The 22,830-nt window shown below is 44.6% G+C and carries 21 protein-coding genes and 3 pseudogenes; 11 read left to right on the top strand and 13 right to left on the bottom strand.

The annotated features are described in order from the left end of the window. Positions 1-80: 80 nt before the first annotated feature. The 4 genes from F6K63_RS32075 to F6K63_RS32060 all read left to right on the top strand — a co-directional run bounded on the left by F6K63_RS32075 (position 81) and on the right by F6K63_RS32060 (position 4,900). Entirely contained in the window at positions 81-203 is a 123-nt protein-coding gene (locus F6K63_RS32075) for a hypothetical protein (protein WP_267872120.1), read from the top strand. A 579-nt stretch (positions 204-782) separates the two neighbouring features. Next, on the top strand, positions 783-3,035 hold the full coding sequence (locus tag F6K63_RS32070) for a ribonuclease R family protein (RefSeq protein WP_044495596.1): 2,253 nt from the start codon (positions 783-785) through the stop codon (positions 3,033-3,035). Positions 3,036-3,398: 363 nt separating this feature from the next. Beyond that, entirely contained in the window at positions 3,399-4,016 is a 618-nt protein-coding gene (locus F6K63_RS32065) for a flavin prenyltransferase UbiX (RefSeq protein WP_287314327.1), read from the top strand. 233 nt (positions 4,017-4,249) lie between these two features. Further along, complete coding sequence (locus tag F6K63_RS32060; RefSeq protein WP_081431888.1) at positions 4,250-4,900, top strand: hypothetical protein; 651 nt, start codon at positions 4,250-4,252, stop codon at positions 4,898-4,900. A 166-nt stretch (positions 4,901-5,066) separates the two neighbouring features. Here F6K63_RS32060 and F6K63_RS32055 read toward each other — a convergent pair whose 3' ends face one another. After that, positions 5,067-5,267: a hypothetical protein gene (locus F6K63_RS32055; RefSeq protein WP_008190624.1), complete on the bottom strand. Its 201-nt coding sequence runs from the start codon at positions 5,265-5,267 to the stop codon at positions 5,067-5,069. Between the two features lie 231 nt (positions 5,268-5,498). Continuing rightward, positions 5,499-5,708: a hypothetical protein gene (locus F6K63_RS32050; protein WP_008190626.1), complete on the bottom strand. Its 210-nt coding sequence runs from the start codon at positions 5,706-5,708 to the stop codon at positions 5,499-5,501. 243 nt (positions 5,709-5,951) lie between these two features. On the opposite strand from F6K63_RS32050, the gene F6K63_RS32045 reads away from it, so the two are divergent. Beyond that, entirely contained in the window at positions 5,952-6,500 is a 549-nt protein-coding gene (locus F6K63_RS32045; protein ID WP_008190629.1) for a shikimate kinase, read from the top strand. A gap of 1,065 nt (positions 6,501-7,565) precedes the next feature. Here F6K63_RS32045 and F6K63_RS32040 read toward each other — a convergent pair. Then, positions 7,566-8,750 (bottom strand): aldo/keto reductase, encoded by a 1,185-nt coding sequence (locus F6K63_RS32040; protein WP_008190635.1) that lies wholly within the window; start codon positions 8,748-8,750, stop codon positions 7,566-7,568. Between the two features lie 450 nt (positions 8,751-9,200). Here F6K63_RS32040 and F6K63_RS32035 point away from each other — a divergent pair, with 450 nt between their 5' ends. Continuing rightward, positions 9,201-9,581 carry a helix-turn-helix domain-containing protein gene (locus F6K63_RS32035; RefSeq protein WP_008190637.1) on the top strand — a complete coding sequence of 127 codons (381 nt, stop codon included), beginning with the start codon at positions 9,201-9,203 and terminating at the stop codon, positions 9,579-9,581. A 141-nt stretch (positions 9,582-9,722) separates the two neighbouring features. Here F6K63_RS32035 and F6K63_RS32030 read toward each other — a convergent pair whose 3' ends face one another. Together F6K63_RS32030 and F6K63_RS32025 are read right to left on the bottom strand one after the other, a co-directional pair. Then, positions 9,723-10,601 (bottom strand): hypothetical protein, encoded by an 879-nt coding sequence (locus tag F6K63_RS32030; RefSeq protein WP_008190639.1) that lies wholly within the window; start codon positions 10,599-10,601, stop codon positions 9,723-9,725. 166 nt (positions 10,602-10,767) lie between these two features. Continuing rightward, complete coding sequence (locus F6K63_RS32025; RefSeq protein ID WP_287296336.1) at positions 10,768-11,874, bottom strand: DUF1565 domain-containing protein; 1,107 nt, start codon at positions 11,872-11,874, stop codon at positions 10,768-10,770. 434 nt (positions 11,875-12,308) lie between these two features. Between F6K63_RS32025 and F6K63_RS32020 the strand changes: the two genes are divergently transcribed. Then, positions 12,309-12,545, top strand: a complete 237-nt coding sequence (locus F6K63_RS32020) for a hypothetical protein (RefSeq protein WP_131827104.1) — start codon at positions 12,309-12,311, stop codon at positions 12,543-12,545. Between the two features lie 87 nt (positions 12,546-12,632). Here F6K63_RS32020 and F6K63_RS32015 read toward each other — a convergent pair whose 3' ends face one another. From F6K63_RS32015 to F6K63_RS32005, 3 genes and pseudogenes are all read right to left on the bottom strand, one after another. Further along, complete coding sequence (locus tag F6K63_RS32015) at positions 12,633-13,514, bottom strand: hypothetical protein (protein WP_008190642.1); 882 nt, start codon at positions 13,512-13,514, stop codon at positions 12,633-12,635. 355 nt (positions 13,515-13,869) lie between these two features. Beyond that, positions 13,870-15,238, bottom strand: a pseudogene (locus F6K63_RS32010) (RNA-guided endonuclease InsQ/TnpB family protein). Positions 15,239-15,591: 353 nt separating this feature from the next. Next, positions 15,592-16,176, bottom strand: coding sequence for a L,D-transpeptidase (locus tag F6K63_RS32005; RefSeq protein WP_287314325.1), 585 nt, complete (start codon positions 16,174-16,176; stop codon positions 15,592-15,594). Between the two features lie 267 nt (positions 16,177-16,443). Here F6K63_RS32005 and F6K63_RS32000 point away from each other — a divergent pair, with 267 nt between their 5' ends. Then, on the top strand, positions 16,444-16,947 hold the full coding sequence (locus F6K63_RS32000) for a hypothetical protein (RefSeq protein WP_131827103.1): 504 nt from the start codon (positions 16,444-16,446) through the stop codon (positions 16,945-16,947). Positions 16,948-17,187: 240 nt separating this feature from the next. On the opposite strand, the gene F6K63_RS31995 is transcribed toward F6K63_RS32000, so the two are convergent. The 3 genes from F6K63_RS31995 to der all read right to left on the bottom strand — a co-directional run bounded on the left by F6K63_RS31995 (position 17,188) and on the right by der (position 20,816). Further along, the gene (locus F6K63_RS31995) at positions 17,188-18,384 is read right to left on the bottom strand and encodes an S-layer homology domain-containing protein (protein WP_287294614.1); all 1,197 of its coding nucleotides are present in this window, start codon (positions 18,382-18,384) and stop codon (positions 17,188-17,190) included. Between the two features lie 103 nt (positions 18,385-18,487). Further along, positions 18,488-19,378: an energy-coupling factor transporter transmembrane component T family protein gene (locus F6K63_RS31990; RefSeq protein ID WP_008190658.1), complete on the bottom strand. Its 891-nt coding sequence runs from the start codon at positions 19,376-19,378 to the stop codon at positions 18,488-18,490. Between the two features lie 46 nt (positions 19,379-19,424). Then, positions 19,425-20,816: a ribosome biogenesis GTPase Der gene (der, locus tag F6K63_RS31985; protein ID WP_008190660.1), complete on the bottom strand. Its 1,392-nt coding sequence runs from the start codon at positions 20,814-20,816 to the stop codon at positions 19,425-19,427. Positions 20,817-20,842: 26 nt separating this feature from the next. Here der and F6K63_RS31980 point away from each other — a divergent pair, with 26 nt between their 5' ends. Beyond that, a complete protein-coding gene (locus F6K63_RS31980) occupies positions 20,843-20,986 on the top strand; it encodes a hypothetical protein (RefSeq protein ID WP_287314323.1) in 144 nt (47 codons plus the stop codon). Between the two features lie 67 nt (positions 20,987-21,053). Here F6K63_RS31980 and ygfZ read toward each other — a convergent pair whose 3' ends face one another. Continuing rightward, positions 21,054-22,121: a CAF17-like 4Fe-4S cluster assembly/insertion protein YgfZ gene (gene ygfZ, locus F6K63_RS31975; protein WP_008190662.1), complete on the bottom strand. Its 1,068-nt coding sequence runs from the start codon at positions 22,119-22,121 to the stop codon at positions 21,054-21,056. After that, positions 22,111-22,509, bottom strand: a complete 399-nt coding sequence (locus tag F6K63_RS31970; protein WP_008190663.1) for a hypothetical protein — start codon at positions 22,507-22,509, stop codon at positions 22,111-22,113. The genes ygfZ and F6K63_RS31970 overlap by 11 nt, the downstream gene beginning before the upstream one ends. Positions 22,510-22,680: 171 nt before the next feature. Between F6K63_RS31970 and F6K63_RS37465 the strand changes: the two are divergent. Both F6K63_RS37465 and F6K63_RS37460 read left to right on the top strand, forming a co-directional pair. Then, a pseudogene (locus F6K63_RS37465) lies at positions 22,681-22,770 on the top strand (hypothetical protein); the annotation flags it as partial. Further along, positions 22,764-22,830: pseudogene (locus F6K63_RS37460) on the top strand (hypothetical protein); the annotation flags it as partial. The pseudogenes F6K63_RS37465 and F6K63_RS37460, both read left to right, overlap by 7 nt.

The raw sequence follows: 22,830 nt of genomic DNA, 5'->3' as shown, positions 1-22,830 counted from the left end.
ATAAAGCTTGCCGAGTATCCTAACCGTTGGGTGGAGTTGGCAAGAAGCCTACACTGAACTCGAAGAGTTAGTGTAGGAGTATGTCACGTAGACTAGTAGTAGATATAACTGGGGAATTTGAACACAGTTCCGAGGCTGACCAGACGTTGGCTAGCTTCTCTTTTGCCCCAGGGGCTAAAGCATCGGCAAAGCAAGGGGACTAAGTTACCAGGAAGCGTAATGGTTCCGATTATTGCAGTGTCTGAACATAAGAGTTTTAGCCGAATATTCTGGGTGGCATTGGAGAAACTCACTCTTTGAATCGGTTGCTTCTTATACATAACTGCCTGTTAGTTACCCGTTTGATGATAACTTCGCCAACGAAACAATCGTCCTAGGTTCCTCAAACCGTAACTCAAAGAAGGTGCCATGGCGTTTGAATCACTGGCTATTGACCAACCTCAATCTCAAAAATCCCGCAGGCTTTGTTAGGTGAGTCATTAGCCTAAAAAGTTACCCTGACCTTAGTCTTGCTTCGGAACAAAAACAACAGAGTCGGTTAACCAGTTTAGGCAAACCATCAGTGGATACCCTTTCCTGGGAAAGAAACACAAGGGGTGGAACAAGTTCAGCTACCCGGGATTACTGATGCACTATTCTCTGCTGCTGGAGAAGTGTACACCTGGCTTGCCTTTCAATGTTCAGCCGATGACCCGATCGCATCAGGGACTGTCCTACCAATGCGATCGCATGCTCTTAAGGGCAACAAGCAAAAACCACGATCAGACGAAAAGGATTGTTGGATGGAATTTTCAATCGCTACATTACTTTCTAATTTTACTGATGATAAACTAGTGGCACCCAAAGTCTTAGAAAAAAAACTTGGTTGCCAAGACAAAGACAGTCTCAAAAAACTCCAGATTTCCCTGGATGTACTGGAAAAATTAGGAATTCTGGTTAAAGATCGCGGCAGGTATCGGCGTGTTTACGAAGAAGACGTGGTGGAAGCCAAGCTGCGGTGTTCCAGTAAAGGCTTTTGTTTTGCCATCCAAGAAGTCGAGGGAGCCGATGATATTTACATTCGGGAGAGTAATCTGAGTACTGCCTGGAATGGCGATCGCGTCCTAGTCAAAGTTACCAAAGAAGGTAGCCGACGCCGCTCTCCTGAAGGAGAAGTGCGGTTAATTCTGGAACGGGTAAATCCTTCAGTGCTAGCGCGAGTCAAGGAAACTGGTAATGGTTACCGAGCCTTTCCCCTTGATGACCGACTCTTGTTTGAACTAGATCTTGAACCAGATCAGGAAATCTTACAAAAAGCAGTGGAGCATCTGGTTCATGTAGAAGTGCTACGCTACCCCCTAGGACAAAACCCTCCCCTTGGAAAAGTTGCCCGTATTTTAGGAAGTGATGCAGAAGATGCCGCTGACACCGACATTGTCTGTTGCAAGCACGATTTACGCTCTAACTTCCCTGATGAGGTACTTCTAGCCGCTGATAACTTACCGAAAAAGCTGAAAAAATCCGACTATAGCGAGCGCCTAGATTTGCGAAAGGTTCTAACCATTATCATTGAAGATAAGCTAGCTAACTCAGAAAAGGTAGTTGTAGAAAACGCCTTTACTCTAGAAAAAACTGAAGCAAATCAGTGGCAACTGGGGATACATATTGCTGATGTGGCTTACTTTGTCCCTCCAGACTCTCCCTTGGCGGATGAAGCCAGAAAAAGGGGTACAGCAGTTTATCTGTCCGATGTGATATTGCCTTTACTACCGGACGCCGTTACCCAGCTTTGTTCCCTAGTACCAGGTCAAGACCGCTTAACCATCTCCGTACTACTCACTCTAGACGAAGCTGGTAAGGTAGTAGAATATCAGATTCAACCGTCCATAACCCAGGTACACTACCAGCTCAGTTATGAGCAGGCTCAATCCCTTCTGGGGGGACATGAGGAAGCTGACTCAGAATTGGCACCTGTGGTGGACATACTCAAGGAACTGTTTTTTACCTTGAGTCCAGCAGTCAGGGCGCAACGAAAGCAGCGGGGTGCCTTTGACCTAAATTTGTCCCAGATTCCATACCCCTATAAAGATGAAGGGAGAGTGGGGGCTCTGGAGGTTTCTTCAACAGTACCAATGCAGTCTTTGTTGAAGGAATTAGTGATCTTAGCCAATCAAGCAATAGCTACCCACATCCAAGCCCTAACTTTGCCAGGGATTTACTGTGTCCAGGGGCTACCGGATTGGGATGGGCTTCAGGATTTGATGAGGTTGGGCATGAATCTAGAGCATGATATGCAGCTTGAGCAAGAGGAAACTATTACCCCTCAAGACTATCAAGGCTTTACCCAGCTATTTGCCAAATCCATAGCACCTAAAGTATTGATCTATTTGTTGTTATCAACCTTAAAACCAACAGGTTATAGTTCTAAACCAGGATCGCACTTTGGTCTAGCATTGGATACTGGCTATACTCACGGAGTATCACCACTGAGGCGCTATGGGGATTTATGGGTACAACAGTTACTGCATTTGGTATTTGAAAAAGGAAGAGACCGTCGTTCTACCCGTTCCAAAGACCGGGTAAATCTGAATCATAGCAGCTGTCAAGGTAATATAAACTGGAATGTTTTACCACCAGAAATTCACCAAGAGTTAGAAAATCAGTTAACTACATTAATTCCCCATCTCAATGACCGTGAAAAAATCACCATGGATGCAGAGATGGATTTACAGGGCTTAAAGAAAGCTGAACAGATGAAAGAGCGTACAGGAGATATCTTCAGCGGTCTGATTACTGGGGTTCAATCCTACGGCTTTTTTGTCGAAATTGAAGACTTGTTAGTAGAAGGATTGGTTCATGTTAGCTCTCTCAAGGATGACTGGTACGAGTATCGCTCCCGTCACGCCTGCCTAGTCGGTCGCAAAAATCGCACTGCCTATCGATTAGGCGATCGCGTCGAAGTCCAAGTCAAGAGTGTGGATTATTACCGTCAACAAATTGACCTGGTAACCGTAAGCGGTGGTAGTTTTGCTAGTAACGAAGATTTAGAGGAGTAAGTTATTCGTGAGTGGTTAGTAGGTTACTAGAAGGTTAACTAACCACTAACCACTAACCACTCACTACTAATGAAATGATATTAAGTCCGGTTAATCACTTACAGCGGTTTTAAATTCGGTGAGGTACAAACTTATCGGTTTTAGGGAGCAGGGACTTCGGAGCAGGGACTTCGGAGCAGGGAACAGGGAACAGGAAAAAAAACTTGTTTACCTCATAGTTATGAAAAACGCTGTATAATATGCTTGATTCTAATAGGGTTGATTCCTTTTTGTTAATTAACAATTTAAGCTATTAGCTGATAGCTGATAGCTGAATGCTTACATGACACCGGACATGATTTTACTACTGACTAATCACAACTAATGACAACTCCTTTAATTCTTGGTGTCACCGGTGCATCTGGGCTAATCTATGCTGTACGGGCTTTAAAATATTTACTAGAGGCTGACTATGCTATTGAGCTGGTGGCCTCAAAATATACCTATATGGTTTGGCAGGCAGAGCAAAATATTCGCATGCCTCTAGAACCCGATCTACAAGAACAATTCTGGCGTGAGCAAGCAGCAGTCGATCAGGGGGGCAAACTCATTTGTCATCGGTGGGGGGATGTGGGAGCCAGCATTGCTAGTGGTTCTTTCCGTACTTTAGGAATGGTGATCATGCCCTGTAGTATGAATACCGTAGCAAAAATGGCTGCGGGCTTCAGTACTGACCTGCTGGAGCGTTCAGCAGATGTTCAAATTAAAGAAGGGCGTAAGCTAGTAATCGTACCTCGTGAAACACCCTTTAGCTTAATCCATCTGCGTAACCTTACCAGGTTAGCAGAAACAGGAGTTAGAATTGTTCCAGCTATACCGGCTTGGTACCATAACCCTCAAACCATCGAAGATTTGGTGGATTTTGTGGTAGCTCGTGCTTTAGACCAGTTAGACATTGACTGCATTCCCCTAAAACGGTGGCAGGGCAGAAGTACTGATTAGCTTCAACATAGTTATTATGATAGGTAAGCAAATAAAGATATCGGAAAGATGGGGAAAATAGGGCAGATTTCAAAGAGGAAGTAGTAGGAGGCTAAATCGTCAGACGTTTCTGCCTTGAGCCGGACATATGCTGATCAATCTTCATCACCCCTCAAGCAACCTTTAACCTGTAACCTTCAAGCCCTTGGTTTATGTTTAGGATTATTATATTCTTATGTTTGGTAATAGGTGGATTGGCACTGTTTGTTGTCGATAATTGGTTGCCAGTGCTACCGTTGGTCTTTCTAGGCATGAAGACACCACCTCTACCTCTAGCCTTGTGGATTGTTGGTGCCGTTGGAGCTGGAGTTCTAACCAGCATCAGCCTACGACTCCCCAATTACCTGGCTTGGCGTTACTCTCGTCGAAATTCTGAACCACCGGACAACGAGCCATTATTTTCTGAATATAGCCGTCGCGAAAGTAATCAAACCCAGACGAGGCAGCATAAAACTCGTGAGCGTCCAGCCTCGAAAGAAACCTCAAAAGATGATCCGGTCTCGGATTGGGAAGAAAGTAGTAGTAAAGACTGGGACTTTGACAAAGATCAGGATTCAGATCGAGTTTCATCAGGTCGCCAAGGGGTTAAGCAAGATTCGACCTCACACACAACTATTGCGGATCCCACTAGCTATGACCTGAGCAAAGAACTCGAAAGTAGTGATCAAAGCGACTCTGTGTATTCCTATAGTTATCGGAAACCTGGAAATTCAGGTGTTGGTAAATCCGAAACAGTTTACGATGCCAAGTTTCGAGTAATTAATCCACCTTACAAGACGGTAGCTAAGCAGCCTGAAGAGGATGAAGAGGACTGGGGGTTTGAGGATGATGAAGACTTTGAATAACCCTTTTTGTGTCAATATTTGTGTGTCAATAATGTTTAATTACGTTATATAGCAATCCTAACTCACTGTTGACTTTGTTTATTACTAGTCAAACAATAGCAGCCAAGGTAGTGAAAGGTCACTCCTTGGCTGCTATTGTTAGATAGTTAGTCAATTATCCATTTGGCTAATGATTCATTTGTTCGCGAGATTGTTGCCTCACGCGACCAGTCATGGCAGCTTCCTGTAAGGCCATAAAGGCATCGAGATCCGCCAAATCGTACTTTTTATGTTTTTGATGGAGCATCCTGCGTAATTTATCCTCGGCTTCTATGGTAAGATAACCGGTGGTGAGAGCTTGTTTGACAATGTCACGAATTAGCAACATTTACTTTGTTACCCCTACTTTAGATGGAGTGACCACTAGTGAAAACCAGTAGATCGGTTTAACTATCTGTTTCACTAGTGGGATAGTTTTGTGAGACACCGAAATCAGCTGCTTCATCAGGTAGTTAAATGCCAGGGATTAGAAACTGTGCGTTACACATATTTGAGTTTCCCTGGTCTAGAGAACCGGGGATTATTTTACCCTCGTGCCAAGTTTGGACTTGTATTCAGTCTAAAGGTACACCAGGCAAACGGTGCTTAAACACCGCTTACCTAGTCGGCTTAAGCCTAACCCTAAGCTTCTGGCTACTTTTATAATGACGGCGGTTAAAACCGCCTTGTCTTGCTTCCTCCGCCACATAGCCACATAAATGATGACGGTTTCCACGCTGCCTTTGTCTAGATCCAGTCCCAGATGGGGAAAACCACGCCAGTCCCTCATGGTCAAGGTTCCTGTGTGTTAAGGCTTGCGGGAGCACCTTAGTAAGCCCAGTGGGCACCCCCTGTGGCCTCACTGGCTCCCCAAAACCACGCTACATCGGGTTTGTTGGGATGAAGTTTAGATGAAGCTATTGTGAATAATAACATAAATGTGAAAGGCTGTCTCCCAGTGGGAATCCTAGAGTGGTACCGTTGATTAAGTGTGAACTAAGGGTAATCACTGATTAGACCGGGGAGGGCATGCGTGAATGACTTGTTGAAGGGCATCAATGTTTTTCTGATTGGCATGATGGGCGCTGGCAAAACTACTGTTGGAGGTTTACTAGCTAGTGAGCTAGGTTATGGTTTTTGTGATACAGATGCCCTGATTGAGCAAATTGCAGGTAAAACGATTAACGAGATATTTGCTGAGGACGGAGAAGAAACCTTTCGACAACTGGAGACTCAGGTACTATCGCAACTATCGGCTTATCAGCAATTGATCGTTGCTACAGGAGGTGGTATTGTGCTTAAACCCCAAAATTGGAGTTATCTGCATTATGGTCTGGTGGTCTGGTTGGATGTCCCTGTGGCAATGTTAATCGAACGCTTGCAAGAGGATACCACTCGCCCCTTACTACAGAAACCTGATCCTGCTTTAGAATTGCAGAAAATTCTTGACCAAAGACGGAGTCTTTATGAATTAGCTGACCTTCACATCTGTGAAGATTTTGGGGAGACTCCACCACAGATTGCTTCACGAGTGATCACAGAAATTCCGAAAGTTCTTAAAAAATCTACACAAAAAAATTAGGGTTAGTGGACAGTCGTGTCAGGTTGAATACTTATCTTTCTGGATCTTTATAGGTTGATAGCCAATTAACACTTAACACTTAACACTTAACACTTAAGTAAGCATTCAGCAGTCAGCGGTCAGCAGTCAGCTTATTTTATTCAAAAACACCGATTGCGCTATGGGCACGCTGCGCGAACAGTAGCGTGCCCATCGCCCATAAGCACCGAAAGTAGCACCATCTGTAGCGCATTAGCTGATAGCTGTTCGCACCTCAAGCAGCGTGGCCACAGGCCAAGCGTGCGCGTAGCGCATTAGCTGATAGCTTAATGGTTACCGAAAATTTTGGGTTTAAAGCCCCGTCCTTCCTTCGACGGCTTTCAATGAAAGTTTGTAAGAGATGTGCTATAATCAGGGTAAGCGCAAGAAAAAATTGCCCATAATGTGCATTGGCTGGATATCGGTTGATCGTGGCTCGAAACCCCTATAATCTCGTAGAACTTTATTCTCAATAGAGTTTAATAGTTGAGAATGAACCCAGTTTTTTCTCAATAAGCTACAGCTTATTGATTCTTGCGCTTACCCTGGTGCTATAATGAAAGCATAAACAATAAACTTTAAAAGTAGAGAGATACTATCTAATCATAAGTAGGCAACGTAAAAAATATGTAGAGCGTACATATTGCTCCATTGGGTCTAACGACTTGAACGTCTAGGAAAAAATTAGATCAAAAAAAGTATCTATCTATATAAAAAAAAGGTACGGTGGGGTGGGAAGTTACCGCAAGAAGAGTGGAGCCTTTATGGTTAGTCGGCTATGGGTAAAAGAGGTGCGACCCGTGGCGAATTTAATTCGCCGACGGAAAGCGCACCTTTGGTTAAAACTTTATGATTAAGGCTCCACTCTTCTAAGGTTTCGTCTCCGGCACACCGAAACCTAGCTCAAAGACCAACTACGCTTGGGGAGAGGAGACCTCTATTTTTCCTGGCTCCGGCAAGGGATAACAAGTCACCTCGTTGAAACAAGAATCCCCGTCCTTCCAGGGCGGGGAGTGTCAAACAATTAACAATATGCTTCAAACCTATTCATGATTGTTGGGAGAGGCGTTTGACTGGTTCACCCCCTAATAAGTTATGGGCATCTTCCAGAAAAGCTGGTATTTGATCAGCATGAGGACTGTTACGCAAACATTGGCTCAGGTCTAATTCTCTGAGCCGATTGGCTGGGGCACCAGGAAACCAGTGACCCCCATTAGTTAAGAGGTTGTAGCGCATTTTCGCATACTCTACGAGATCGTAAGCGATCGCTAAATTCCTCAACCACAAAATCACTGGAATATTTATACCCCCTGGAGTTTCTGAATGGGTGGGTAAACCAATGTGCCAACTTCGGAACCAGTCTTCTCCCAATTTTGCGATCGCTTCTGACTCCAAACGCTCTAAAATCGGCGGTAATATTTCCTCTGAGCGCTCCAGAAGTTCTACAGCTTTAAGGTGTTCATCAAAATCTGATGGTCGAGATGCCCCTAGACTCAACGTATGCACCTGGGGATGGCTCAAACAAAACAAATCATTAAACACCATTGGGCTAAGGGGAGCACAAAGTTCCACTAACCGTTGTGGTGGTTTATAGAGCATACCCCCTTTATCGGAAGGGCTAATGATGAACACCCCCATATCGTGACGAGTAGCGGCTTCAATGGCAGGCCAATTTAACTGATTAATGTAATACCAGTGCAAGTTAACGTAGTCAAACTGGTCCGTTTCAATGGTTTTAACAATCACATCTGTAGGACCATGAGTCGAGAATCCAATAAACCGTACCTTCCCCTCTGCTTTAAGCTGTCGCGCTACATCTAAATAACCACCAGGACGGATAGTATCATCTAGCAACTCAGGGGTATTAATCCCATGGATTCCCAGTAGGTCAACATAGTCAAGTTGTAATAAAGCTAGGGATTGATTAAACTTACGACGAAATTCTTTGGGGTCAGGCTTAGGATTAACTTTAGTCTGAACAATCAGTTGTTCTCGGGGAAATTTTGGCAAAATCTCTCCTAATTGCATTTCAGAAGTACCGTAGCCACGAGCAGTTTCTATGTGATGAATGCCAAGCTCTAGAGAACGGCGGATTGTTGCTTCCAAATTCTGTTGATGATCTTGGGGAATTTGCTCCTTGGGAACATCCTGCCACTTGAACTGGTATCGCATACCACCACAGGAAAAGACTGGCATCTGTAATTCTGTACGCCCAAATCTTCGATATTGCATCATAAACCTGCTTTGAATCACACAGCTGCTAGTGTCTGCTCTTTGAGCATCTAACTATTTTTAGATTACTTTACAACGTCAGCATTCAGCCGTTAGCATTCAGCCGTCAGTATTCAGCCGTCAGCTTCAGCCGTCAGCATAGTGTAGCTTACCCATAGCCCATAAGCAGATCAAGTAGTGTGCGCTACTTGATCTGCTACTTGATCTGCTATCAGGTATCAGCCAAAGGCTGTGGCCAAGCTATGGGAATAGTTTATCCCCGTAGTGCATGCTACACCGAACAGCTTTTGAATAAAATAAACTGACAGCTGACAGCTGACGGCACCTCAAATAGCATCTCAAGTAGCGCATATGCTTACCAGGCTCCAATGTTTTGGCATAAAAAAATCTAGCGTTTACCAAGCTAATCAGGTACAATGAGGATAGCTCAGATAATTCTCCTAAAAAACCATGAAAGCCTACTCTGTTGACCTTAGACAAAAAATTATTGATGCTTATAATCAAGGCAATATCTCTCAACGTAAGCTTGCTCAACAGTTTAATGTTGCCTTAAGCTTTGTTCAAAAATTACTCAAACAGTATCGAGAAACCGGAAATATTGCTCCCAAAGTTAGAACTAAACAAACTCCGATAAAACTTACCCCAGAGCAATTAAATATTCTCCGAGATCTTGTCATCAAAAACCAGGATGCTACGTTAGATGAACTCCGGATTTGGTTAGCCGAAGAAACGGGAGTTTTAATTGGTCGTTCCACAGTCGATCGAATGATTAAACGTTTGAATTTAACCCGTAAAAAAAACATTATACGCCACAAAAATAGGCACAAATAAATTCAAAAATAATCTTTATATTTCCTGGATAATGGATACTAGTGCAATGGGGAATCGTGGTCATATTACTGATTCCCCATTACCTCATGCCAATCACCAAAATTTAGGGACTATTTGATAAGTGATTAACCAGACTTAATCTCAAATCTCTTTAGCTGCCTGCTGAATCAGATGACGAGCAACAGTTTGAATCCCAGTATGCTCATAACAATTGGTGCTAGCGTCTAGAAATGCCGCTACATAGTCTAACTTGTCATCAGCAACTTCTATAAAGCCACCCAGACGGTCAAACAGTGACTCAGGGCTTAACCCAGTAGAGGAAATTAAATTATCCATCCAGTCACCAACTGCATCAAACGTGTTACTGATAAATCCCTGTTTATCGGATTCAGGAATTGAGTCACTGATAGCTGCAAAGGCAGGATTGTCTCCTAGAGCGGACTCCCCTCCTTCATCCAGACTATTTCGTACTTTAGACATGAAGTCAGCACCGAGAGGAATTAGACCATCGATGCAAACTAAGGCTACCATCCGCATCAGAGCTTCCTTATGATAGTTTTCTGCCACAGAAGCAGCAAAATCTACCGGATTAAAACCAAGGCCGTGAATCTTGCTATGAGCGATCAGTTCTCCGACTAGTTTTATGCTCAAGTCAACAGATTGAACGGTGTCAGCTTTGGGAGTCAGTCTGTCTAAGAATGGAATCCAGCTGAAGGTATCCCCAACTTTGTCAGCTAAAGCCGCTGCTGCGATCGCTGTGTCAGTCTTGTCAAGAGTTTGGTAAATCCAGATAGCTGTTTGGTATCCCTGATCAGGGTCTTCGTACAGCTCAAGGGCGCGTACGCGAATTGACTCAATCACATCTGGATCTGTTTCCCCTGTAACTGAGCTAATTGTATTGTCAAAACCGACGAGATTTTCCCATTCCCCCGGAACAACAAAATCCAGTACATTCAGGATTTTTACGGTTATATTATCCGTTGGAAGTTCGTCAACTAATTCAATAATTGATTGACCCATTTTCAGTTGTTTTAACTATAAACTTCTCTCAGGAAAACATACACCATTGTAAATGTCAATTGTGAATAAAGTATGAAAACAATCCTAATCTAATCGGCATTGCTTAGGGAGCATACTGAGCCAAACTAATTAACGTCAAAGTCTACAGGTGCGACCCGTGGCGAATTTAATTCGCCAACGGAAAGCGCACCTCAGGAAATTCAGGAGAACTTGGTTCAGCTTCTAGCAGTGCGGCAACTCCATCCCCCTTGAGCTGATTACCAATTACTAATAGCTTTTTGCCAGTAACATTGTAAATGTCATAACGTTCATTGCCTTCAAAAAGGTTATTTCCAGGAGTACTAGCAGTGCCTAAATCTGGCTGAGATTGGCTAATCGCTACCAAGCCATCCCGACTATTGTTGATAATTTGGTTCTCGCGCAGCACAGGACGTGCAGACCCTTCAATCACCACCCCGTCAATGTTGTCACGAATCTGATTATTTACTACCAAGGGTGAACTGTTGCCCCCTATCGCCAAACCATGACCGGTTTGCTCAATAATATTGCCCCGGATTTCTCCTGTTGCTTCCCGAGTTACAGATATACCGTTTCCTTGGTTATTGGCAAAACGATTATTTTCAATCAGAGGGTTTCCTTTACCACTAACAAACACTCCTTCCCGATGGCTATTGATAAAGGTATTGTTGCGAATGATGGGATTGGTGGATTCTACCCACACACCACTCCCTCTGGTATTAGGATTAGTAATAGTTAGTCCCAGAATCTGAGCATCTTGAGCTGCCAATATCGTTACATTCTGACCTGCCCACGTGCGACTGAGGTAAAGACCGCCACCAATTATAACTACTCCTTCACCTCTAGGGGACTTGTTTCCCTGGAGAATCATGCCAGGTTTGAGTTTAAGGGGAAAGGTTTCTCCCTGTTCAACGGTGTACTGACCTGGCGCTAGCTGGATAGTAGCTAAGGGACGAGCTTGCTTTAAGGCATAGGTAATGGTTTTGAAGGGATTAGCAGTGGTTAGACCAGCGTTTTCCGTGTCCGTACCCTGTTGAGAATCCACGTAAAAAACTTGCTTGATCCCTGGTGGCGACTGCCTAGGTTTCGGTCTCGGGAAGGTACGAGTAGGAAAATTGTCTGGTGTTGGTCTACTTATCCGGTCAGATGAATCCCATTGTTCACAGCCTGTTACCGCTAAAGCAATAATTAATCCAGCAGCAACTAATACAAAGTTACGGGACTCAGTTAGCTTAGAAACTTTGTATTGCAGCATTGTCAAGGTCAGTACTCAACTGGATGGAATTAAAATTTTCTTCAAGTATTATTAACTATTATTCTAGTACTATTCTATTGGAGATTTTGTCCCTTTTTGAGTATAGACGTTCCTTGACACTCCCATCACGCTCATCAAAGATTATAGTGTTCGCGTAGCGGCTCCAAAGGAGCTGGGATTCTTAAGAGTAGAAAACCCTTAACGGCTGAGCCAAACAGCCTCTACACCCTCCGACTCAAAAAATCATTGGGCTTACTTTTTCAAGATTACAGTTGGTTTACCCTTTTAGCAGCGATGCAGCGCGGTCTTGGGGAGGCAGCGCGGTCTTGGGGGTCTCCCCCATGACCGCGCTGCCGTGGTTTCCCCCGGAGACGAAACCTGATTACGTTGAGCCTTTATGGTTGGTAGGTTATGCAAAAAAGGGTTAAAACTTATTGATTAAGGCGAGCCTGTCTTACGGTAACTATCGCCAAAGGCGACGCTTGGCCGTAGGCCACGCCAAAGGCGAACGCGAACAAACCACTCGCTATTGCATCAAGACAGAGGCTTTTCAGCTTGCGAATAAACCGGCACTTTTTACGGTGCGATCATACATTTATCTTAGCAAAAACTTTAAGGAAACCCAAGAGATCCAGTCCCCAATTCCCCTCCCGCTAACCCTGCGGGTATAACGGGAGTCCCCTTGGGGTAGATTGATGGAACGTCTATACTGATCTATACTGATCACTGATCATTTAGGGTGAGCAGTTACCACTACCCTAGTCAATTTCTTCAGCGGCACGAAGAATTAAATGACGCGCAACGGTTTGAATGCCAGTATGCTCATAGTAGTTAGTGCTAGCGTCTAGAAATGCCGCCACATAGTCTAACTTGTCATCGGCAATTTCTACAAAGCCCCCCAAACTATCGGACAGTGAATCACGGCTTAATCCAACAGAGGAAACTAAATTATCCATCCAGCCACCAACTGCATCAAAGGTTTGAGTAATGAATCCCTGTTTATCGCCATCTGGGATTGAGTCACTGATGGCTTCAAACTCATCATTGTTGGCAAAGGCTGATTGATCTCCTTCTTCAAGGGTATTTCCTACTTTAGACACAAAGTCTGCACCAAGAGGAATTACCCCATCAATGCAAACTAAAGCTACCATCCGCATCAGAGCAGCTTGATCATAGTTTTCCCGGATAGAACTGGCAAACTCAAAGGGATTCAAGCCAACCTTGTGAATTTTGCTATGGGCAAGTAATTCCCCCACTAATTTCAGACCCAAGTCAACCCCTTGAAGCTTGTCAGCTTTAGGAGTCAGTTTCTCTAAAAACGGGATCCACCTAAAGGTATCCCCGACTTTGTCAGCTAAAGCGGCTGCTGCGATCGCTTTGTCAGTTCTGTCAAACTTTTGATAAATTCCAACGGCTTTTTGGTATCCCTCATTGGGGTCTTCGTAGATGGCGAGGGCGCGATCGCGAATTTTCGTAATCACCTCGTAATCCTCTTCCCCAGTTAGCTTGCGAATGGTGTGGTTAAACCCCACGAGGTTTTCCCACTCCCCTGGGATCACAAAATCCAGTGCGTTCAGTATTTTTACGGTTAGGCTATCTGTTGACAGTTCATCAACTAACTCAATTATTGATTTACTCATAAAAAAACAAGTTTGAAGTTTGGAAACCCCGTTTATGGGGGGCCGGGTCGGAAAAACGAACGTCAAGTGCGGTTTTCACCCTGCTACCTAGCCTCGGAGGCTTGAAGCCCCGTCTAGGCAACAGGGGGGTGCTGACCTTAATATTTTCTCTAGATAGTTTCTCTAGATAGTTTTCGGTTAGTTTAACCTACACCATCATAACTATAACAATCGGATTTGAGTTGTGAAACTCTCCAAGACCGGAAGTGGAGCAACAGACCACAAGTCGAGGTATAGGGGCAATAATTTCACCATTGGTTCTTTGACCCCAAATCAATTGGGAGTGCGCTAAGCGTGGGATCTATTTAACTCATCGCTATCGAAAAATTATTGACACTCCCCGGTCGCGCATACGCGGGGATTCTTCGTTCAACGACCCATCTTGCTCAACCAAACCGGAGTCAGGAAAAGTAGAGGACAGATCTCCGGAAGAGTTCGGATCAATGATCCAGGTTCCGGTGTGCCCCACCGTACCTAAGGCTCTTTCAAGAATATTGATTGCAGCGTTGTGGTCGCGGTCTAATTGACAACCACATTTGCAGGCATGAGTCCTAGTTGATAGAGACTTTTTCACTACCTCGCCACATTGAGAGCAATTCTGGCTAGTATAGGCAGGATTTACTGCTACAGTCACCCTGCCAAACTTCTGACCAAAATGTTCTAGCCATTTTCTGAATTGATACCAACCTGCATCATTAATAGACTTGGCTAGACAGTGATTTTTAACCAAATTCCTGACTCTCAAATCTTGCCTTACGGCACGCTGCGCGAACGTAAGCGACCAAATCGTTAGATTGGACTACGCAACGCGCCGGAGACGAAACCTTAGATAGTGGAGCCTTTATGGGTGTTCGGCTTTGCATAAAAGGGTTAAATCTTTTGTAATAAGGCTCCACTATCTTACGGTAACTTCTAACCAGTCTCTTGGCGTGTTCTTGACGTTGCCTACTTATTTTGAGGTGTGCCCTACCTAGTCTATTAATTGCTTTCTTACGGTTAGCTGAGCCTTTCTTTTTGCGAGATACTCGACGTTGATAAAATTTAAGGTTTTTCTCCCCTTTTCTGTAGAATCGAGGATTAGGTTCGGCATAGCTATTAGAGTCGGTATAGAACTCTTTTAGCCCCACGTCCAAGCCAACAGTATTGCCAGTAGGTCTTAAAGTTTCCGTACAATCAACGGAAACACCAAACTGAACATAATAGCCGTCAGCTCTTTTTACTATCCGAACCCGCTTGATCTGTTTTTTTTCAAAACGCCACAAGTCCCATGTACCCTTTAATCTAAGCCTTCCTATCCCTTTTTTGTCGGTGAATGTAATAGACTTTTTGTCTGGAGATATTTTCCAACCAGATTGCTTATATTCAACAGAACGGCAATGCTTTTGGAATTTGGGAAAGCCTTTTTTGCCAGGTACCTTTTTCTTGCAGTTATCAAAGAAACGAGCAATCGATGACCATGCCCTTTCAGCCGCAGCTTGACGAGCAGTCGAGTTCAGTTCATTGGCAAATGAAAAATTCTTGGCCAAGGTCTTACAATATTTGTTTAAATCATATTTATTTAGACCTTGATTGTCCATCCACAGACGAAGACAGCTATTTCGCACAAACTTGACAGTCCTAATCGCCTCATCAATGGATTGATACTGTCCTTTTTTTCCGTATGCCTTAAACTCAAGTATGATCATCAGAACTCGACCTCTTCTGCTATATTATTATGCTAGCAGACTTAGAACAAAACGACAAGTGGCATTGTTAAGCTGTTCAGCATTTAGATTGGGATACCTAAATCTCTCAAAGGGAACAGCGGATCTGGGAACAGCGGATCTGGGAAAAACCAATTTAAATACGCATCAGCTTACACTTTCTGTAGTGATACAAGATGAAATTCTCCCACTCCTAGAAGGCGCGTCAAGCCGCTATAAGCTTTCATCCCCGCTCGCTTTGTGACGGGGTTTTCAGCTGTTATAATCTTATAATTATGAAGAGCTAAGGGCTCAAGTCTCTAGGTCTCGGGTTTAACCTATTCCCGGAGAGGATGTCAAGGCTGTACGATTACCGGTGTTCCTATAGCCACCTTTTCAAATAAATCTCGGACATCTTTATTGAGCATTCGGATGCAACCGTGAGAAACAGCTTGTCCGACGAGTTCCTCAGCAGTTGTTCCATGAAATCCAATATAATTCTTCCCATTAGTCCAAAAACCAATCCAGCGATCGCCAAGGGGATTATTCGGCCCTGGAGGAATTACTTCACCTGTCCAGGGATGCTCCCAAGCTGGATCCTGAAGCTTTTGGATCACTTCAAAATTGCCTGTTGGTGTTTCCCAACCCGCTTTACCAATGGCAATTGGGTAACTGTTTAGCACTTGAGCCGCTTGATAGACATAAACACGACGTTCACTCAATTTAATCACCAAACGAGTAATTTGAGTAGCCTCTGCTGGGATGTCTTCTTCTAGAGGAAGATATATATCCGGGTCTCCAAGGGGTGGCAATTTTGGGACTTCAATTCCAGGCAATTGATTTTGATGTAAAACCTCTTTGGTAGTAGCGTCAGGACTACTGGTTTTTTCAGAGGCAGCTACCTGCTGTTGCCCATCAAGTATTGGAATTACTATACTCAAGCAGAGTAGCATTAAGCTCCGAGATAGCAATTTACCTCTCACCATTCCTAATGATTTTTTATTTATAACAACTTTATAACATCACTTTAATAGACTTGAAAAGCCACATTACCAAAAACCTTAACACCCAGGTTAGAATTGTTGTTTTTATAAAAAATTAGTAAATTTCCTGATAAATATTCCGGAAAAAATCTATGATTTCCGTAGATTTTACAGTAGATTAGTTAATTTTAAATCCTTCGATTAACATAAATATAAGTTAAGTTGATGATGAAAATTAAAAACTTGAATGTCTGGACAGGGACTACCTTGTCACTGCTGCTGTGTACCCTTGCTATGGCTCCCGCTAAGGCTAATCCAATGGGTGAACAAGCCCAAAACCGGATCCTCAAACAAGATAGGGGGCAAGAGCTTAACAAAGGTACTATCAAGAGTATCGTTGGCAATATGGTAAAGGTTAAGCTTGACAACGGTGAGAGCCAAACTGTTTGGCTACCGACTTCCAAGCTCAGGCAATGGCATTTGATAGAAGGTAAGCAAGTCTTGATGGCTGGGAATCGTATCGTTAATGTTGTTAGTTCAATTGCTTTGGCGAGTTCAGACACTAGGAGGGTTACCAGTAGTGTTAGCGAGGTGTTAGAGTCTCTCCAACAGAGGCGTATCGAACGGATGAACCGTATTCGGAGAACTGTCATTTCCACTCCTGTACAGCCAACAGTGACAACTCCTCCTCGAACCCCAATTGGGATACCTGTCAGAGCACTTTGGTAATGGTTCATGCTTGACAAGGCTTTGTCATAGTAATGAGGTACACAGGATTTTTTTCTTTGTTTCCTACTCCCTGCTCGGAAGCTCCCTATTCCCTGTTTCCTATAACCAATAAGGTAGCCCAATTGAAAATGGCTATCCTACTATTCCCATAAAAAATATTGCCCGGAGTTTTAACTCCGGGCTAATCAATAAAGTTGATTAAAATGGCCTAATCATTACCTGAACGGGTTACCGATAATTCTATTTTGGAGCTACAATATATGGAGAGGAAACCCCTTGAGCCTTATCTGATTTGACCAAAGCCTGATAAAGCATAGAGACCATTTCAGCATGAGTAGCAGGTTCATTGGGTCTGAGCAAGGTTTTGTCACTGTAGTTAACAACTATACCCGCTTCTGTTGCTGCTGCTACTTTATCAATCGCCCACTCAGGAATCTGATTCTTATCTCGGTAAATCTGTAAGGTTTTGGCTGGATTCGATGAAGGTTGAAGATCAAGACCGCTAATCAGGCTAACCAAAACCTGTACACGAGGAACCTTTTGCTCAGGACGGAACTTCTCTCCGGGATATCCTGACATGAAGCCGGTTTCGGTAGCTTCATCAATGGCTTTAGAGGCTGATTTATCAGTAGGTTTATCCTTATAATTTACTCGTTGTCGCTTCTTCTGCTCTTTAAACACTTTTTGAATTTGAGCAGCCAACTCTCCCCGTGTCACCGGTCTGTCCGGTTGAAATTTCTGATCCGGTAAGTTAATTAATACCTTCTTCTTGGCTAGAGGTCTCATGAAAGGACTTGCCCAATGATTATTAGGAATCTCTGCTGGTTGAATGGAGCGGAAATCGCTAACATCTATAGGGATAGTTTGTGATGAGGATTCGGCTTTGTCAGGACCTGTGCTACCGTCAGTAGTGCCATCTGATCCGGCTTTGTCAGAACCTGTGCTACCGTCAGTAGTGCTATCGCCTCGGGCTTTGCCCTTAGCCATGGTGCGGTCGGGATATCCTGTCGATGAGTACCCCGATGAGAATAGCCCCAGGAATTGATTAGTTTCTGAGTCCTCTGGTGAGTTATCTTGTTGAGCTGACCCAAGCATTAAACCGGTAGCTGGATCAGGTGAATATCCCCTAAACAAAGAACGATTTCTTGATTTGGACCATGAGGAACGCGCAGATGATGACTTACCCCCACCCGTGATTGATTTAAGGCTTGGGAATATTGATGATTCCCCCGTTGACTTAGATGATGCTATGGGAGAATCAACGGATTTTAAGCTAAATTTTCCCCGGTTGCCCCTCGTTCCCCAAAACAGAATTAGACCAATAGTAGCGAAGGCTACGATAATTGCCAGTAATTCATCAAGGTCTAGAATTGGTTTACGACTTGGCTGAGGAGCTGTTGGGGGTGATGTCCGCTCGGACGGTGATTGATTTGTCATAGAGATGGCTGAGATACATATCTTTTGACTGTTCCGGTTTTAAAGCCTAGGGATTGCTTTAAGTTACCTAGATTAAACCATAGCTATGTTTTTCACAAAAGATTCAAATTTTCCAACCCCAGGTTAATCTTACTCCCCAAAATACTAGTAAACTTGCCAGTGCTAACCAATCACACCAGCGTAAGCGCAGTTGATGCCACTCCACTTGATGTTCATTGGGACTAGTAAAGCCTCTGACAGTCATGGCACTAGCAATTTGCTCAGCCCGTAACAGCAGATTTTCCAGAAGCTTTTCCGCAACCATTAACCAAACTTGTAGGCTTCGGCTCAGACCGAGTTTTTTCCAGTTGATAGCACGAGTGCGTATGGAACGACCTAAATTCTGTACTTCTTCGAGCACTAGGGGGATAAAGCGCAAGGAAAGGGTTAAGGTCAGCAGAATTTCGGTAACTGGAACATTCAAACGCCGTAAGGGTTTGATTAAGCTTTCTAAACCTGCGGTAATTTCTTCTGGTGCTGTGGTAAGCAGGAAGAGACTTGAACTGTAAACTAGGATAAATAGAGTTGTGCTGATGCGGATCGCTAAATCTATTGAGCGACGAGTAATAGTAACACTAATCATAGTAAAGGCTTTACCACTCCAGATCACATAACGGTAGTCACTAGGTTGAGGTAGGGTGAGTTCTTCAGGTAGTCTGACTTGATGGTCAATGGCCATACCATCTGGAGCGATCGCAGTGATCAGGAAGACAAAACATGCCAGCATCAACAACCAACCCATTTGCTGACGCCACACCCGCCAGGGAATCCTAGCAGATAAGGTGATTAAAATCAGTAACGAGGATAACCCGATCCTAGAGTAGGGATTTGCCAACAGGGGTGCGATCAGAAAACTGGTCAACCAAAACATCTTGACCCTGGAGTCGAGGTGATGCATCCAGGTTACTGGTTGTTCCAAATACAGTCCGATGGGAAGCGATCGCAATAAGTCCATGTTAGTGCTGAGTGCTGAGTGGGGCAGTGGTCGAGGGGGTTAGTTGTCACACACGGGTAGCTCGATTCAGGTTGATTTGAGCTTCTTCTCCATCACGGACTTTTTTACCTCGCCACAGTAAGCGTAGTGGTGTACCGGTGAAATCTAATTGTTGGCGGAACTGACGCTCTATGTAGCGACGGTAGTTTTCTTTGAAGCGTTTGGGGTCGTTAACAAACAGGGCAATAGTGGGGGGTTTAGTTCTTACCTGGGTGCCGTAGTAGATTTTGCCCTGACGCCCTTGGCGATTGGTGGGAGGAGTGTACCAGCTAACGGCTTCTTGTAGGACTTCATTAATTACAGAGGTAGAGACACGACGTCCATGTTGATTGGCAGCGGTGTCAACTAAATCCAAAATTGTTTCGACTCGCTTGCCTGTCATGGCACTAACAAATATGATTTCAGCCCACTCGATAAAACTCAGTCGGTCTTTTACCTGTTTTTGGTAGTCATAGATAGTGTAGGAATCTTTTTCTATGGCATCCCACTTATTGACTACAATTACCGCAGCACGCCCTTCATCCGCAATACGTCCTGCCAGTTTTTGGTCTTGCTCTGTCACGCCATCTATAGCATCAATCACCAGTAGCACTACATCTGAGCGGCGAATGGCTTTGAAGGCACGATTAATACCAAAAAATTCTGGTCCGTAAGTAACGTTTTTCTTTTTGCGAATGCCAGCAGTGTCAATCAAGCGATAGGTTTGGGCTTCAGTACCCTTTTCTGGATCTGCTGACCGTTGTACTACCATATCAATGGCATCACGAGTAGTGCCAGAAATTGGACTGACGATGGAGCGATTTTCCCCAGTGAGGGTGTTCAATAAGCTCGACTTTCCCACATTGGGGCGTCCGACAATAGCGACTTTAATCTCTGGGATTTCTGGGATATTGTCTACATTCGGCAGGTAGGTAACCAGCTTTTCTAGTAATTCTCCTGTACCATTGCCATGAATTGCTGAGACCGGGAAGGGTTCTCCTAAATTCAGTTCCCAAAACTGGGAGGCTAGAATAATTCCTTGCTGGGGAGATTCACATTTATTGACAGCTAGCACAACTGGGGTATTTTGTATACGTAACCATTGTGCGATCGCTTCATCTCCAGCTGTGGGTCCGGCTTGACCATCCACCACCAACACTGCTGCACTAGCTTCAGCCAAAGCTGCCATTGCCTGTTCTCGAATCAAGGGCAAGAACTCGGTATTGTCATCAAAGACTAAGCCGCCAGTATCGACAACCAGGTAGTCTCGGTCTTGCCAGAAAGCAGCGCGATAAGTGCGATCGCGGGTTACTCCTGGTTGGTTGTGGACAATAGCATCGGTCACCCCGGCCAAACGATTGACTAGGGTTGATTTCCCCACATTCGGGCGTCCGATAACTGCAACAATTGGCAGGGCCATAAACTGGATGTCCTCAAAGGAGGAGTGTGAATGCTTTAGTCTTACATTTTATCGCAGTAAGCATTCGCAGGCTCTCAGCCCTCCGCCCTCAGCCCTCAGTCTTGGCCTTTGGGCCACGCTACGGGAATGGCTCAAGCTACGCCCACGCTACGGGAATAGCTGATCGCTGATCGCTGATGGCTGATGGCTGATGGCTGATGGCTGATGGCTGATTGCTGATTGCTGATTGCTGATAACTTACTCAGCACTTGGATCATAATAGTCATGACTCAAGCAAGGTACAGGCACAATTTCCCCTTCGACGTCCCCTAAGAGAACTTTTAACCCTGCACCACCAGCCTTAGTGCGGATATAAGCTAAACCAAACACTCCCTGGTCAGTTTCCGTCAAGCTGGTCAGCTTGCCCACTTTTTCTCCATCTACGGTAATGACACTTCCTAGGTCAGTAGGAGCACTTAAGCGGATACCCCATAGTCGTTGCTTCACTCCTTTGTAGGTATTCAAGCGCGCAATGGTTTCTTGACCAATGTAACAGCCTTTGCTAAAGGAAATGCTTTGCCATAAACCAGCTTCGAGAGGATTGTAATCTTCGGTCAGTTCATGACCTGGCGCAGGGCGTCCCTGTTGGATACGCAACTGTTCCCAAACGCGATCGCCTATGGGGATTGCTCCTGCTGTGGTTAAGGTCTGCCAAACTTGGGCAGCATTCTCGGCAGGGCAAATTACAGTATATCCAGGCATTGCCAAGCAACTCCCGACAGCGATGCGGACTTGATTATCCCCGAGCATCAGTTGCTGGTGACTAGCATCTTCTCCTGATATCTCGACACCCAAGCCTGTTAAGAGGGCATCACTAACCGGTCCAATCAAGGATAAAACAGCATGGTGATCCGATACATCCTGTAATGCCACTTGATCCATGGGAAAGATATAACGATCCAGCCACTCCATGATCTGCTGGCGGCAATTTGGAGAAACTAGTAATAGCACTGAATCTGCTAAGATATAGGCAGTAGCTAAGTCAATAGTCCGAGCTGTAGATGTGACAAAAACCGTCTCACAGCCTTGGCCTGGCCTTCGTGTTTGGAAGTCATTGGTGCTTTGATTGTGTAGATAGCGTAGTCGGTCATCACCAGATACTTTGATCAACCCCCAATGGCAACAATCAACTAAGGCAACTCCCTGACGGGCTGCTTCAATCCCTGCTGCATCATTGCCAAAGCTTACGGGAATCATCCGTGAAGCCACCGACTCAAACTTTGCCCCAGCCAGGCGCTGGGCATCTAGCAATTGGTCATTTGTCATTGGTATCTACCAGTGGCAATCCTGCCACAACTTCTTCTACTAGCTGTTTGGCTTTTGCATCTAGACACTGCCAATCCACCTCACCAGCCTGATCAATCAGCATCGGGTCAATTTCTACTGGCTGAGTGTCTAATTCAGACTGGGTGGGCTTATAGTCACGAAAACAGACTTGGAAACACAAATCCCATAAATTAATGGCTACTGAAGTATCTTGATGTGCCAAACACATCTCATAGCCCGGTATGGGTGTAGTAACGTTTTGATAGGTGACTTTCCAGTTTGTTGGCTCCAACTGTCGCCCAATTTGGTCTATTATACGAATAAACGTAGGTTGCATCAGCAGTTGAGCTTGTTCCCATGCCAGCGTATCCTTAAATAGGGGTTTCATTAATCCACTCCCACACAGCCCTTGAAGGGTGTTATTTTACCAGACATTAACTAAAACAGCAATATTCACCGGCTATCCGTCGCTCTTAATACTATACCGATATCTGCTCTATCCTAATAACCAGTGGACTATCATCTTTGAAAAATTCCTCTTCCGGTAGAGTATTCTAAGTTGAGCCAGATAATCGTAAGCATTCAGCGGTCAGCGGTCAGCGGTCAGCGGTCAGCGGTCAGCGGTCAGCGGTCAGCGGTCAGCGGTCAGCGGTCAGCGGTCAGCGGTCAGCGGTCAGCGGTCAGCGGTCAGCGGTCAGCGGTCAGCGGT

The sequence above is a fragment of the Moorena sp. SIO1G6 genome (genome assembly GCF_010672795.1).
GTDB lineage: Bacteria > Cyanobacteriota > Cyanobacteriia > Cyanobacteriales > Coleofasciculaceae > Moorena > Moorena producens.
The sequence above is the reverse complement of the archived record's forward strand: the minus strand, read 5'-3'. Positions and strand labels throughout refer to the sequence as shown.

What these genes read in the sequence shown, in the direction of transcription:
- F6K63_RS32000 (WP_131827103.1), top strand. Translation starts at nt 16,444, where the DNA reads ATGATGAAAATTAAAAACTTGAATGTCTGGACAGGGACTACCTTGTCA.
- F6K63_RS32075 (WP_267872120.1), top strand. Translation starts at nt 81, where the DNA reads ATGTCACGTAGACTAGTAGTAGATATAACTGGGGAATTTGAACACAGT.
- F6K63_RS32035 (WP_008190637.1), top strand. Translation starts at nt 9,201, where the DNA reads ATGAAAGCCTACTCTGTTGACCTTAGACAAAAAATTATTGATGCTTAT.
- F6K63_RS32070 (WP_044495596.1), top strand. Translation starts at nt 783, where the DNA reads ATGGAATTTTCAATCGCTACATTACTTTCTAATTTTACTGATGATAAA.
- F6K63_RS32050 (WP_008190626.1), bottom strand. Translation starts at nt 5,708, where the DNA reads ATGAGGGACTGGCGTGGTTTTCCCCATCTGGGACTGGATCTAGACAAA.
- F6K63_RS32055 (WP_008190624.1), bottom strand. Translation starts at nt 5,267, where the DNA reads ATGTTGCTAATTCGTGACATTGTCAAACAAGCTCTCACCACCGGTTAT.
- F6K63_RS31995 (WP_287294614.1), bottom strand. Translation starts at nt 18,384, where the DNA reads ATGACAAATCAATCACCGTCCGAGCGGACATCACCCCCAACAGCTCCT.
- F6K63_RS31970 (WP_008190663.1), bottom strand. Translation starts at nt 22,509, where the DNA reads ATGAAACCCCTATTTAAGGATACGCTGGCATGGGAACAAGCTCAACTG.
- F6K63_RS32025 (WP_287296336.1), bottom strand. Translation starts at nt 11,874, where the DNA reads ATGCTGCAATACAAAGTTTCTAAGCTAACTGAGTCCCGTAACTTTGTA.
- ygfZ (WP_008190662.1), bottom strand. Translation starts at nt 22,121, where the DNA reads ATGACAAATGACCAATTGCTAGATGCCCAGCGCCTGGCTGGGGCAAAG.
- F6K63_RS31990 (WP_008190658.1), bottom strand. Translation starts at nt 19,378, where the DNA reads ATGGACTTATTGCGATCGCTTCCCATCGGACTGTATTTGGAACAACCA.
- F6K63_RS32015 (WP_008190642.1), bottom strand. Translation starts at nt 13,514, where the DNA reads ATGAGTAAATCAATAATTGAGTTAGTTGATGAACTGTCAACAGATAGC.
- F6K63_RS32040 (WP_008190635.1), bottom strand. Translation starts at nt 8,750, where the DNA reads ATGCAATATCGAAGATTTGGGCGTACAGAATTACAGATGCCAGTCTTT.
- der (WP_008190660.1), bottom strand. Translation starts at nt 20,816, where the DNA reads ATGGCCCTGCCAATTGTTGCAGTTATCGGACGCCCGAATGTGGGGAAA.
- F6K63_RS32030 (WP_008190639.1), bottom strand. Translation starts at nt 10,601, where the DNA reads ATGGGTCAATCAATTATTGAATTAGTTGACGAACTTCCAACGGATAAT.
- F6K63_RS32065 (WP_287314327.1), top strand. Translation starts at nt 3,399, where the DNA reads ATGACAACTCCTTTAATTCTTGGTGTCACCGGTGCATCTGGGCTAATC.